We start from the raw sequence: 12329 nt of genomic DNA on the forward strand, positions 1-12329 counted from the left end.
AGCGTGCAGAATTTGACTAATCCTCGATGAACTTCAGGTTGTTCTGCGTCGTGTTGAGCTGGACATCGTCGCTGAATGACACTTTCACGGTGCCCATTCCACCTTTCACCCACGGCTTCTCGTCATCCTTGTCGAGGGTGACTGTCAACCGCTGCTGCGTGCCGTCGCACCCCGGCTTCTCCGTGTTCTTCTTCGTGTCGGGGTCGTAGTCCGTGACGACGAGTTTTGCGGTGCCGCCGCCTTCGGCGACGGTCTTGCTGTCCTTGTCGACTTCTGTGGCGTAGACGCTGAGCGACTTGTGCTTCGTGTCCTTGGGGCAGACGTAGAGGACGTCGACCGCCAGGTTTCCGTCTTTGTCGACGGCCGCGGCGGCGATGCCGAGGCTATCCCCGTCCGCGGCCGACGCAACGCCGCCCATACCGATCTGCATTGCCGCGGCGATCGCGATCGCGCTGCCGACCAGAATCTTCGATGTACGCATAGAAACGCTACCTCCCATTGCTGTTTCGGCGACGCCGGTAGCTGAGCCTGCGGCTACCGGCGCGTCATGGATTGTCTGGTGCCCAATTGCAGGACGGAACGTCAGCTGCAAGGGCAGGCAATGCGCGGCGGCCGCATGCCTGACCATCGGATCGAGATGGATCGCGCAAAGGTTAGCGCATGCTGAGAGGTGCGGCAAAATGCCAGCTCAGACATTGTTTTCGAGAGTGCGTGCCGCACTGTGAAATTACTGGAAATTACACCCATCCAGAACTGTCATGGCAACGAATACGTTATTGGAGTTCGAATTGTTTGCCGACTGATAACGAGGGGCGCTTTCGCTCGTGTCAGCGCCATGTCAGCGCGCCCGACGATTCTCTGTTCATGCCGAGGCGCCACCGGGGCGCAGCCGCTGAACAGGGGCACTGGCACGCGTGCGGATGTCAAAAGACGTGCGGCTTGGTGAAATTCGATCGACTTGGCGGGCCGCCAGACCTACCGTCAGATGCGTGTTCGATCACGGGCAAGCCACCGAGATGCTCCGGCCGATATGGCCTGATGCTGTCGTCACCGACATCCGCGCTCGGACGGGTGGGCAGTTGAGTTCGGTCTACGAGGTGCGCTGCGAGCAGCCCGCGGAGTCGGTGATCGTGAAGTTCTATGCCGATCAGTGGCGCTGGAAGCAGAGCAAAGAGGTCTACGTATACCGGCTGTTGCGCGCCAACGGAGTCGGGCCGGTTCCGACGATCCTGCGGGTCGAGCCGGACGCTGGGCCGCTTGGTCGCGCCTTCACCGTCATGACGACGCTTCCCGGTCAGCCGCTTGCACACATCAGCACCTATCTCGATGACGCGCAGCTCGCCCGTATCTACCGGCAGCTGGGCGAGACCCTGGCGGCGATCCATCGGATCGGGCAATCCTCCTACGGCTATCTGACGACCCGAATTCTCGATCCGGAACCGGACAACACCGCCTACATGACGCGCCAGTTCACCAAGAAGCTCGCCGAATTCGAGGAGCTCGGCGGCGACCCCGAACTGCACACCGGTGTCCATGCGTACTTCGCGAAACGGATTGGTTTGTTGCGCCGCTGCGAAGCTCCGGTGTTGTGCCACAACGACTTCTACGAAGGAAACATTCTCGTCGGGCGAGCCGCGGCGGGCTGGACGGTGACCGGATTCATCGATGTGGAGAACGCCGTCGCCGCGGATCCGCTCATCGACCTCGCCAAGACCGACTACTACTCCGTGCGCGATAGCCAGGTAAAGCGGACCGCGCTCGTGCAGGGCTACGGCCCGCTGCCGGAGGACTGGACAGAGAGATCGGCGCTCTATCGCCTCTACCACGCCCTCGAGCTATGGGACTGGTTCGCCTCCATCGGCGATACGGCGTCGCTGCCCGGCATCGCCGACGATATCCGCCGAATGATCTGAAACATTCGGCCGTTTGTGTCACACCGGCGCGCCGGGGGAGTGAGGATGCAAGGTATCTCGCCGGGGCGTGGTGCTCCGGCGCCCAGGACGAGGACCACTTCATGACGGATAGAACCATCTGGATGCGAGTCGGCGCGGTTGCGGGAATGATCGGGGCCGCGGCGGTGTGCGCGATGCCGAGTGCGGGAGCGACGGTGACGCAAGTCCGAATGTCGCAGGGGGTCAATGTCGGGTCGGCGACTGATTATGGGACGGGTTGCACCTATCAGGCGCGGGCGGCTTTGACCGATGTGGTGCAGCCGGTTGTCTTCTATGACAACGGGGTTCCGTTCGCGGTGGCCAAGCCGTCCGGGGCGGTGGCATTGGTCGACTGGGTGCCGGCGACGCAGGGGTTGCACACGATCAGTGCGGTGCAAGCGCCCGACGATATCGTTGTCGCGAGCGCGGATGTGCGCGTCGGGACCGGCGTGCACCTGGGTTATGCGTGCAATGTCTTCGGTGGCTGAGTCGCCTCAGTCCCGATCGACCAAGTGGCGCAGATAGCGGTCCGGATCAGCGAGGAAATCTCTGGTCAGCCGGACCGGTAGCGCCTGGTCATAGGTGACCTCGCCGATTTCGCCGTCCTCGGCGATCTCGTAGATCGTCGCGCCGGGGAGCGCGAGCAGGATCGGGGAATGGGTGGCCACCACGAACTGACATCGCCGGGCGGCCAGATCCGACAACAGCGCGAGTACGGCCATGCAACCGCGCGGTGACAGCGCCGCCTCGGGCTCGTCCAGCAGATACAACCCGTTCGGAAAGAAACGATGCCGCATCAAATCCACGAACGACTCGCCATGGGAGCGCTCGTGCGGCGACACCCCGCCGAAGACGGCCAACTGGTCCGGCCCGAGTTCCTCGGTTTCGGTGGCGACGTTGTAATAGGACTCGGCGCGCAGAAAGAACCGGCTGCGCGGCTTATGGGTGCCCCACTTCACCACCAGATGGTCGCCGAGTACCGATTCGGTCGACCGGGTGGTGAACCGATAGTGCTGGCTACCGCCCTCCGGATTCATCCCGAGGGCGACCGCGAGCGCCTCGACCAGTGTCGATTTCCCGCTGCCGTTCTCGCCGACCAGAAAGGTCACGCCGGGCGAAAGGGCGAGACCGCCGGACGCAGCGAGATGCGTCACGGCGGGCAGGCTGAACGGATATTCGTCCATGTCGACGGCATTCGACGCGAGCCGCATCTCGCGGATGAATCCCGGTCTATCGACGTCCGTGCGCACACCCCATGCTAAGGGCGGATATCGCTAGTGGGCGCGGCGGTGCGGGGCTACGATCGCAGCGTTCAGGCGCCCGCACGGAGGGCCGTGCTGTCGGTGACTTCGGTCGGGACGGTAGCGGCGCACTGTCGTCAGGGGGACGGTAATGATCCGGATCGAGCTCGACCTGCATACCGACAAGCCCAACCCGCGGTGGCGGTTGGCACCGGGGGACGAGGCGCAACTACACGGTTTGATCGCCGCGGCACCGCGCGCGACCGGGGGCGTCGTCGAAAACGACAGTGCCTACCGGGGTTTCGTCGCGCAGCTGTCGGACGAGGAGATCCTGCGCGTGCAGCGTGGCGTCATCGAGATCGCGCGCGGTGACCAGCGCACCTATCGCACCGACGGTGATCGCGCTGTTGAACGGTGGTTGCTGGCGACCGGGCGACCAACGCTCGAGGTGGGCGACTATCAGACAGTCGTTGCGGCACTGTGGGATTGACGCTCGGCCGTCGCGCTGAGCTGACCTGACGAATTTCGGCTTTCGGCATCGGACTCCGCTGACGCACCCTTGACGCTTTGAACATATTGACGCAATATGTTCAACATGAGCAGTGCGGCGCAGGAAGCGCCCCGGGGCGAACCCTCCATCGAACTGGTAATCGGTGCGGCGGAATGCGTTCGGCGCTTCGGGGTCAACGGGTTTCGGCTGACCGAGGTCGCCAAGATCGCCGGGGTGTCCCGAGGGACCGTGTACAACGGCTTCGGCGACAAGGAAACCGCGATCAACGCCGGGTTGGCCTACCTGTGCAACGCCTTCATCGAAGGACTGGCGGCGGGCGTGCGGCCACTGCCGACGCTGCGCGATCAGATCGGCGCGGCGGCGGGGATGATCTACGACCACGTCAAGACGCCGCAGACCTTTTCGCCAGCGCTGCGCACCGAAAGCATCATCGTCACGCTGCTCGAGCACTACGGCGACAACCTGTGCCTCAGCTGGGCCACCTTCTGGGCGACATTGGTCGCCGAGGCGCAGGAGCGCGGCGAAGTCGACCGAGGGCTCGAGCCGTTGCACGCGGGCGACTGGATCGTGCGTGTACTGCTCAGTTTGGAGATCTTGCCGTTCGCGGTCGCCGGTTTCGCCAGCGCGGATGACGTGCGGGCGCGCACAAGCGAGTTCCTGCTGCACGGTCTCGCGCCGCGCGACAACTAGAGAGTGAAAAACAGATGGCAAGTGACGACTTCGAGGTCGCGATCATCGGTGCCGGGCCAGGGGGCATCACCGCGGCTCACCACCTATTACGTTCCGGCATAACGAATTTCGTGATACTGGATCGTGCAGGCGATTTCGGCGGCAGCTGGCGCGACAATGTGTACCCCGGCCTCGCCGTCGACATACCGACCCTCTTCTATCAATTTCCCTTCGCGCGCAAGGCCGATTGGTCGCGGCTGTTCCCCGAGGGCGCCGAGATCCAGCGGTACAACCAGCAGGTTGCCACGGATCTGAACCTGTACAAGTACTTTCGCGGCAGCTGCGCGGTCGAGCGCGAGGTGTGGGACGACCGAGACCAGGTCTGGGTGCTCGACATCGCCGGGGACGAGCCGGTCCGTGCGCGGTTCGTCATCAATGCCGTCGGCGGATACATCAACGCGAAAGCGACCGACACCATCACGGGCACAGACGAATTCGGCGGGACGATACTGCGGCCGAACTCCTGGGACGCCGGCTACTCCTGTCGCGGCAAGCGGGTAGCGGTAATCGGCACCGGATCGAGTTCGGTACAGATCGTCGCGGCGATCGTCGACGAGGCCGAGCGGGTGGACGTCTACCAGCGCACACCGTCATGGATTCTGCCCAAGCCCGACTTCGCGTTTTCGCCACGCGCGCAACGGATTCTGGCGATACCCGGCGTCGCTGCGGCGATCAACGGGGCGGTGCTGGCCGCCATGGAGCTTCCGCTGCAACTGATCTGCAATGTGTTTCCCCTGCTGCCACGCCGACTGCTCGCGACGGCACTGCCGCAGTACGACAAGATCTGGCGCGGCCTGTACCGAATTCTGTTGCGGAGCAAGGTCAGCAATGACGCCGATAGGAAATCGCTGGTACCGCGCTACGGCATCCTCGCCAAGCGGCCCGTGCTGTCGAGCGGTTTCTTCGCCGCGCTCGAGTCGGATTCTGCGTCGCTGGTCGCCGATCCGATCGAGCGAATCACCACCGACGGTATTCGGACGGCCGACGGCGTGGAACGTCCGTACGACCTCATCGTGCTGGCGACCGGCTACGAGCTGTTCACCGATCCGGAGACCTATCAGACCGGAAAAACACTGGGCCCCAACGGCTTCGATCTAGCCGACGAATACCGCAGCAATGGCCTGCGCAGCTATGGCGGCTCGGCCCATCCCGGCCTGCCCAACCGCTGGTCGCTGGTCGCGCCGCAGGGATTCGTCGGGGCGGCCTGGCATACCTTCGTCGACCTCACCGCGCGGCACGCCGTGCGGGTCATCATCGAGGCCAAGCGGCGCGAAGCCGCTGTTGCACAGGTGCGTACCGAGGCGTTCGGTCGCTGGGTGCGCAAGATGCGCAGGCACGGAAAGGTGATCAGCACCTACACCGTCGACTGCAATCCCGGTCTGCGTACCTATTTCGTCAACTCGCAGAACGAGGCGCTCTACTACCGACCGCAAACCATCAGTGGCGCACTGTGGTTCAGCCGGTTCTCGTCGATCGACGACTACTCCTTCACCGCACACAACTGAATCCATCGAGAATCGAGGGAATACTATGACCGCACTCGCCGGAAAAGTCGCGCTGGTGACCGGAGCCGCTCGGGGACAAGGGCGTTCGCACGCCGTCCGGCTCGCCCGCGCCGGGGCCGACATCATCGCCGTCGACGTCTGCGCGCAGGCCGCGACATTCAGCGGGTATCCGATGTCCGAACCCGAGGATCTTGCCGAAACCGCCCGCCTGGTCGAGGCCGAAGGGCGCAAGATCCTGACCTACCAGGTCGATGTGCGTGACCTGGCCGGACAGCAGGAGGTCGTGGCCGACACCATCTCTGCCTTCGGCCGCCTCGACATCGTGGTCGCCAACGCCGGGGTATGCAGCTGGGGTCGGCTCTGGGAGATCTCGGCCGAACAGTTCAAGGAGGCCATCGACGTGAACCTGGTCGGGGTGTGGAACACCATCAAGGCGGCGGTGCCCGCGATGATCGAGGCGGGCAACGGCGGATCGATCATCACCGTCAGTTCCTCGGCGGGGGTGAAGGCGCCGCCCGGCTGCGGTCATTACTCCGCAAGCAAATTCGGCGTCGTCGGCCTGACCAAATCGCTGGCCGTCGAGCTCGGCGAATACGGCATACGCGCGAATACTGTGCTGCCGTACGGCACCAACACCCCGCTCGGCAACGACACCTCGATGTACTCGCTGTTCGAAAAGCACCCGACCTACGTCTACAGCTTCCAGCCGAACCTGCTGAAGACCGACGGACTTGTGGAACCCGAGGAGATCTCCGAGGTCATCGCCTGGCTGGCCAGCGACGCGTCCGGCGTCATCACCGGTGCCCAGATCCCGGTCGACAAGGGCTTCCTGGCCAGGTAGCTCGGCATGACATCTGTCATGCCGCAGTCGTGATGGATGACAGATCTGCTCGCTCGTCGGCGTCCGTAGCGTCAATTCTCGTAGCGCACCGCCGAATACGCCGACGAGGAGCACCCGATGACCACCACCGCATCCGATCCGAGCAAGCTCGACCAGCCCACCGAGGCACCCGCAAGCCAGTTCGGCTGGGTGGCGTCGGTCGCCCGCGATATCGCGATCCCGGTGGGCGCCTACTTCGCCCTGCACGCGCTCGGTTACAGCGACTTCGCCGGACTGCTCGCCGGAACCGTGTTCTCGGCCGGGATGCTGATCGCCCAGGCGATCCGGTCGCGGCGCCTCGAGGTGATGTCGGCGATTATCCTGGGCGGCTTCGTCTTTGGGCTTGTTACCTCGTTGATCACCGGCGACCCCCGGGTGATGATCGTCAAGGATTCCGCGTCGACGGCGCTGATCGGTCTGGCGTTTCTGCTCAGCGTCCTGATCGGTAAGCCGTTGATCTACCTGGCGGCGCGCAAGGCGATCAGCGCGCAGGGCCCGGCCAAGGCGGCCGCTTTCGAACAGGCCTACCGCACCAATCCCGACAAGCGCAAGGCGTTCACCGTGCTGTCGGTGATGTGGGGTGCGGGTCTGCTCGCCGAGGCGACGATCCGGATCGTGCTCGCCTACCAGCTGCCGGTGCACACCATGGCGTGGCTGTCGCCGGTGCTGATGATCGCGGTGATCGGACCGCTGATGGCGGTCAGCGTGCTGGCCCGCAAGCGCGCACCGCAGGACTGAATACACGACTGAACAACAGCGGTAACGGCCCGGTCCAGGTGGACCGGGCCTTTCCGTATGACACCGACCACAGGTTTCGCGCAGGTAGTGTCGGGTTCGTGGAGTTTGCTACCTAACGGAATGGAGAAAGCTGTGCAGATCCAGATCAATACCGGAAGCGGCATCCACGGCGGCGAAGACCTGAACCGGTGGGCGGAAGCCGAGATCGCTTCGGTGCTCGACCGTTTCAGCGCTCAGCTGACGCGGGTCGAGGCCCACCTCACCGACCAGAACGGGGAGAAGGGCGGGCCAGAAGACAAGCAGTGCGTGCTGGAGGCGCGACCGACCGGACAGCATCCGGTGGCGGCCACTCATCGTGCGGAGACCCTGGAAGATGCGATTCGCGGCGCGGCGGACAGCATGGCGCACCTGCTCGACAGCAAGTTCGGTCGACTGCATCACGCCAAGGGCGGCGACACGATCAGGCACATGGCCGCGCCGGAGTAAGGCTCAGGCCCCGGTCGTCGAGCCGGGCCGGACGATCATCAGCACGGTGACGGCGACCCACAGCAGGTTGAAAATGCCTGTGTCCATGCCGAGTCGGCGGATCAGTGTTGGTGTCGCGCCGGGCAAGTCGGCGAGAATCTTGTGCTGGCCGGGCAGGATCAGCATCGCGAGCACGCCAGCGGCGGCCGCGGTCAAACCGATCGAAATGATCAGCCACGTGTTGGTGAGTACGCCGAGGCTGAGCGCGGTGAGCGCGCCGAAGATCGGGACGAGGATGCCGAGGTAGGCGTAGACCCGGCAGATGCGGTGCAGCGTGGCGAGCACGGCGGGTTCGCTGCCCGGCTCGGCGAGCGCCCGGCGCGTGGTCGGGGCGAACATGCTCGCGGCGACCGTCACCGGCCCGACGGCGAGAATCACGGCCAGCACATGGACCGACAGCAGAAACTTCGTCACAGCGGCGAGGCTAGCGGCGATCCGGCCGACGAGAAATAGGCGAAACTGCCATACACCAGTTGATTCTCGCCAACCGTACTGACGTCGTCATTTGCTGCTGATGCGCAGTTCATGGGTATTGGCTCGAATCCGGTGGCCACCTATCCTGATGCCATGCATGTCGTGGCTGTGCTCGCGCTGGACAAGGTCATCCCCTCCGATCTCACGACCCCCGTCGACGTGTTCGGCTGTGCCAGGCTGCCCGACGGTCGGGCCGCCTACCGGGTCCGGGTCTGTGGCGCGACGCCGACGGTGGACGCCGGTGCCTTCACACTGCGGCCGCCGTGGGACCTGTCGGCGCTGGCGGACGCGGACACAATCATCGTGCCCGGCCTCGCCGACACCACGGCGACGGTCCCCGAAGAGGTCCTCGATGTGCTGCGGCTGGCCGCCGCCGCGGGCACGCGCATCGCGTCGATCTGTGTCGGCGCCTTCGTCCTTGCCGCCACCGGGCTGCTCGACGGTCACCGAGCGACCACGCACTGGGCCGCCGCGGCCGAGTTCGCGGCCCGCTATCCCGGCATCGACGTCGACCCGGACGTGCTCTACGTCGACAACGGCCAACTGCTCACCTCGGCGGGCGCGGCAGCGGGAATCGACCTGTGCCTGCACATGATTCGCCGTGATCACGGCTCCGCCGTCGCGGCGGACGTGGCCAGGCTGTCCGTCGTGCCGCTGGAACGCGAAGGGGGACAGGCACAATTCATCGTGCACGACCAGCCGCCTACCCCGCGCGGTTCGGTGCTGGAACCGGTAACCCGGTGGCTGCAGGACAATTTCGCGAAGGACCTGACCCTCGACGACATCGCCGCGCAAGCCGGGATGAGCACCCGAACGCTCAACCGCCGCTTCCGCGAACAGACCGGAACCACCCCGCTGCAGTGGTTGCTGCGGGCCAGGATTCGGCAGGCGCAGTATCTGCTCGAGTCGACCGCGCACCCGGTGGACCGGATCGCGGGGCAGGTCGGCTTCGGTTCGCCGACCGCGTTCCGGGACCGCTTCAAGCGAGTGGTCGGCACCAGTCCGCACAGCTATCGCGCCGCGTTCCACGGGTCCACCGTCGGGGGCTGAATCGCGCCGAAAACTTGTCATGTCAAACCGGAGACACTTACTCCGTTTCTGGTTAGAATTCATCCGTCGAATTCCCGATCCACCATCAAGGCGAGGGACAGGTTAGTCATGACCGAAGACCAAACACCCCAGCTCGACCCGTCAACCATCGATTTCGAACAGGCCTATCAGGGCGGCACCATCGTCGAGGGCCTGGCCATGGACCGGCTGCCGTGGGAGATCGACAGACCGCAACCGCTGCTCGTCGAGTTCGAGCAGGCGGGCCGGATCACCGGCGACGTGCTCGACATCGGTTGCGGCCCAGGCGATACCACGATCTATCTGGCCGGACTCGGCTACCACGTGACCGGGCTCGACTTCGCGCCGACGGCGATCGAGAAGGCCAGGGCCCGTGCGGCCGAACGCGACGTCACGGCGTCGTTCGCCGTCGCGGACGCGACCGTGCTCACCGGGTATGACGGACGGTTCGACACCGTCGTCAGCAGCGCTCTCGCGCATTGCCTCGATCCCGAGCAGCGCAAAGCGCATGTGGCCGCGCTGCGCCGGGTGATGCGGCCCGGTGCGCGGTTGATCCAATTCTGTTTCTCCCAGTCCGACTACAGCGAGAAGTACGCCCCGTACTCGATCAGCGAGGACGAACTGCGGGCCACCTTCCAGGCCCCGGACTGGAATCTCACCGAGCTGCGCCTTGGCAAGCTGACCGCGATCAAGCCGTCGCCGGAGTTCAAGGAGGTCATGGACCGCAGCGGTGCGCGACTCGAGTTCGACGAGGAGGGCTCGATGCTGCTGCCGATCTGGGTAGTGGAGGCTGAACGGGTCTGATCCCGGCGACCGATGAGTTTCCGATCGCCGCCCCGTCAGATCAGGCAACACAGGCATTACTGATCAAGGGAGATGGACGATGAGGAAAATCACCGCGGGGATGTTCATGGCGCTCGACGGCGTCGTCGCCGACCCGCAGGACTGGCACTTTCCGTACTTCAACGACGAGATGGGCGCGGCGGTCAGCGCGCAGCTGGGGACCGCCGAAACGCTGCTGCTCGGGCGCGTGACGTACGAAGGTTTCGCGGCAGCCTGGCCGGACCGGGAAAATGCGGGCGGCGAGGACGCGGGCATGGCCAAGTCGCTCGGCGATGCCCGCAAGATCGTCGTCTCGCATCAGGACCTCGACCTCACCTGGCGTAATTCCGAGGCGCTGAAGGGGGATCTGGTCGAGGCGGTGACCGCGCTGAAGAACGAGCCCGGCGGCGATATCGGCATGAGCGGCTCGGTCTCCATCGTCCGCCAGCTGCTGGCCGCCGGGGTGCTCGATGAGCTGCACCTGCTGGTGCACCCGATCGTGGTCGGCAAGGGTCTGCGGCTGTTCGACGAGAACGAGCCGATGCTGCCGCTGCGGCTGCTCTCCTCGGAGACCTTCACCACCGGCGTGCTGCACCTCGTCTACACCAAGGACGAGGCGGCGCCCACCGGCGGCTACGAGGAAGCCACCGCCGCACTGTCCAAGGATCAGTAGTCGAGTCGATGCGGGCCGTCCTGGACGGCCCGCATCGCCGGGGTGCCGAGCAGGTGCGCGAGCTGCTTGACGACCTCGGCCGCCAGCACCGCCTGCCCGGCGGCGGCGAAGTGAATTCCGTCCGCGCTCAACAGGTTCGGGCGATCGTTGATCGGGTGGTCGTACATGTCGATCACGGTCGCGTCGTATTCCGCGGCCAGCGCCCTGGTGATGTCGTTGACGCGGCGGACGCGGTCGCGCCAGTCGGGAAAGACCGGCACCACATAGGCTTTGCCGAGGGTGAAGGTGGCCAGCTCGGCGCCCGTGCTTGCCGCCATCCGGTACATATCGCGCATGATCTGCTCGATCTCGTCGAAATCCGGTGTGCGGCGGACGATATCGTTCGCGCCGGACGGTAGATGCAGTAGGTCGGGAGCGAACTCGCGCATCCGATCCGCTTGGCGCCGTAGGGTTTCCATGGTGGTGGCGCCGTCCTGCGCGGTGTTGAGATACGCGAGATCGGGGCGCACGCGGCGCAGCACATCGGCCACGCGATCGGCCCAGCCGAGGGTCGCGTAACCCGGGCTCGGGTCGCCGGTGCCCGCGGACAGGCTGTCGCCGATCACGCCGAATCGTTGCCAGGGTGCATCGAAGAGTAGTGCCGCGGCCTCCAGGGGTGGCAGGCAGAACGGGTCGGTCTCTTCGGCGGTGGGGATCGCGACGGTCATGAAAAGACAATACGTCCGTATGTATGTCTAATTCAAGCGGTTTTCAGCCCCGGCTGTCGGATGTCATGGCGTGCAGTAGGTCGCGCAGAGCTTGCTGTTGGGTGGCGGTCAGCGAGGTGAGTGGAGAGTCGGCCCCGAGTAGCTCGACCGCGGCGGCGCGGCGGCGCTTGCCGGCGGATGTCAGCACGATCTGTTTGGCGCGACGGTCGGTGGGGTGCGGTTCGCGGCGGATCAGTTCCAGCTGTTCGAGCCGGTCGAGAACGAAGGTCGCGTTGGACGGCTCGCAGGACATGCGGGTGGCCAGTTCCCGCGCGGTGATCGGCTCCGACAGCTCGCGCAGGGCGATGACCTGCGACGGGGTGAGGTCCAGCTGTTCGGCGACCCGACGGACGTGCACGTCGAGCCGATGGGTGAACTGGTGCACCAGCTTGCAGACGTCCCGATCGAGTTCGGTGTCCACCGTCGGCGGGGGCTGGCGCGTCATTGCTCCGAGTCTAGCGCTCGTGCTTCGAACTGTGATAGTTC

Annotated in this window: 16 protein-coding genes; 11 read left to right on the forward strand and 5 right to left on the reverse strand. The window is 65.2% G+C overall.

Annotation, left to right across the window (positions count from 1 at the left end; genetic code table 11):
- Positions 1–16: 16 nt before the first annotated feature.
- The gene (locus OG203_RS34555) at positions 17–628 is read right to left on the reverse strand and encodes a hypothetical protein (protein ID WP_405161409.1); all 612 of its coding nucleotides are present in this window, start codon (positions 626–628) and stop codon (positions 17–19) included.
- 361 nt (positions 629–989) lie between these two features.
- Here OG203_RS34555 and OG203_RS34560 point away from each other — a divergent pair, with 361 nt between their 5' ends.
- Both OG203_RS34560 and OG203_RS34565 read left to right on the forward strand, forming a co-directional pair.
- Positions 990–1913 (forward strand): phosphotransferase family protein, encoded by a 924-nt coding sequence (locus tag OG203_RS34560; protein WP_405161410.1) that lies wholly within the window; start codon positions 990–992, stop codon positions 1911–1913.
- 101 nt (positions 1914–2014) lie between these two features.
- Complete coding sequence (locus tag OG203_RS34565; protein WP_405161411.1) at positions 2015–2419, forward strand: hypothetical protein; 405 nt, start codon at positions 2015–2017, stop codon at positions 2417–2419.
- Between the two features lie 6 nt (positions 2420–2425).
- On the opposite strand, the gene OG203_RS34570 is transcribed toward OG203_RS34565, so the two are convergent.
- Positions 2426–3181, reverse strand: a complete 756-nt coding sequence (locus OG203_RS34570; protein WP_405161412.1) for an AAA family ATPase — start codon at positions 3179–3181, stop codon at positions 2426–2428.
- A 142-nt stretch (positions 3182–3323) separates the two neighbouring features.
- On the opposite strand from OG203_RS34570, the gene OG203_RS34575 reads away from it, so the two are divergent.
- From OG203_RS34575 to OG203_RS34600, 6 genes are all read left to right on the forward strand, one after another.
- Positions 3324–3662: a hypothetical protein gene (locus OG203_RS34575; protein WP_405161413.1), complete on the forward strand. Its 339-nt coding sequence runs from the start codon at positions 3324–3326 to the stop codon at positions 3660–3662.
- A 105-nt stretch (positions 3663–3767) separates the two neighbouring features.
- The gene (locus OG203_RS34580) at positions 3768–4373 is read left to right on the forward strand and encodes a TetR/AcrR family transcriptional regulator (RefSeq protein WP_405161414.1); all 606 of its coding nucleotides are present in this window, start codon (positions 3768–3770) and stop codon (positions 4371–4373) included.
- Positions 4374–4387: 14 nt separating this feature from the next.
- Complete coding sequence (locus OG203_RS34585; protein ID WP_405161415.1) at positions 4388–5917, forward strand: flavin-containing monooxygenase; 1530 nt, start codon at positions 4388–4390, stop codon at positions 5915–5917.
- A 25-nt stretch (positions 5918–5942) separates the two neighbouring features.
- Complete coding sequence (locus OG203_RS34590; protein WP_405161416.1) at positions 5943–6758, forward strand: mycofactocin-coupled SDR family oxidoreductase; 816 nt, start codon at positions 5943–5945, stop codon at positions 6756–6758.
- Between the two features lie 117 nt (positions 6759–6875).
- Positions 6876–7535 carry a VC0807 family protein gene (locus OG203_RS34595; protein ID WP_405161417.1) on the forward strand — a complete coding sequence of 220 codons (660 nt, stop codon included), beginning with the start codon at positions 6876–6878 and terminating at the stop codon, positions 7533–7535.
- 132 nt (positions 7536–7667) lie between these two features.
- Entirely contained in the window at positions 7668–8021 is a 354-nt protein-coding gene (locus tag OG203_RS34600; RefSeq protein WP_405161418.1) for an HPF/RaiA family ribosome-associated protein, read from the forward strand.
- A 3-nt stretch (positions 8022–8024) separates the two neighbouring features.
- Here OG203_RS34600 and OG203_RS34605 read toward each other — a convergent pair whose 3' ends face one another.
- Positions 8025–8474: a hypothetical protein gene (locus OG203_RS34605; RefSeq protein WP_405161419.1), complete on the reverse strand. Its 450-nt coding sequence runs from the start codon at positions 8472–8474 to the stop codon at positions 8025–8027.
- A 153-nt stretch (positions 8475–8627) separates the two neighbouring features.
- Between OG203_RS34605 and OG203_RS34610 the strand changes: the two genes are divergently transcribed.
- The 3 genes from OG203_RS34610 to OG203_RS34620 all read left to right on the forward strand — a co-directional run bounded on the left by OG203_RS34610 (position 8628) and on the right by OG203_RS34620 (position 11097).
- Positions 8628–9584 carry a GlxA family transcriptional regulator gene (locus tag OG203_RS34610; protein ID WP_405161420.1) on the forward strand — a complete coding sequence of 319 codons (957 nt, stop codon included), beginning with the start codon at positions 8628–8630 and terminating at the stop codon, positions 9582–9584.
- Between the two features lie 108 nt (positions 9585–9692).
- Complete coding sequence (locus tag OG203_RS34615; RefSeq protein WP_405161421.1) at positions 9693–10406, forward strand: class I SAM-dependent methyltransferase; 714 nt, start codon at positions 9693–9695, stop codon at positions 10404–10406.
- 79 nt (positions 10407–10485) lie between these two features.
- Positions 10486–11097 (forward strand): dihydrofolate reductase family protein, encoded by a 612-nt coding sequence (locus tag OG203_RS34620; RefSeq protein ID WP_405161422.1) that lies wholly within the window; start codon positions 10486–10488, stop codon positions 11095–11097.
- Here OG203_RS34620 and OG203_RS34625 read toward each other — a convergent pair.
- Positions 11091–11804, reverse strand: a complete 714-nt coding sequence (locus OG203_RS34625; RefSeq protein WP_405161423.1) for an SGNH/GDSL hydrolase family protein — start codon at positions 11802–11804, stop codon at positions 11091–11093. The two genes, OG203_RS34620 and OG203_RS34625, sit on opposite strands and share 7 nt — an antisense overlap.
- A 43-nt stretch (positions 11805–11847) precedes the next feature.
- Complete coding sequence (locus tag OG203_RS34630; protein WP_405161424.1) at positions 11848–12288, reverse strand: MarR family winged helix-turn-helix transcriptional regulator; 441 nt, start codon at positions 12286–12288, stop codon at positions 11848–11850.
- Between the last annotated feature and the right edge of the window lie 41 nt (positions 12289–12329).

Source organism: Nocardia sp. NBC_01499 (assembly GCF_045040275.1).
In the GTDB taxonomy this organism is placed as follows: Bacteria; Actinomycetota; Actinomycetes; order Mycobacteriales; family Mycobacteriaceae; genus Nocardia.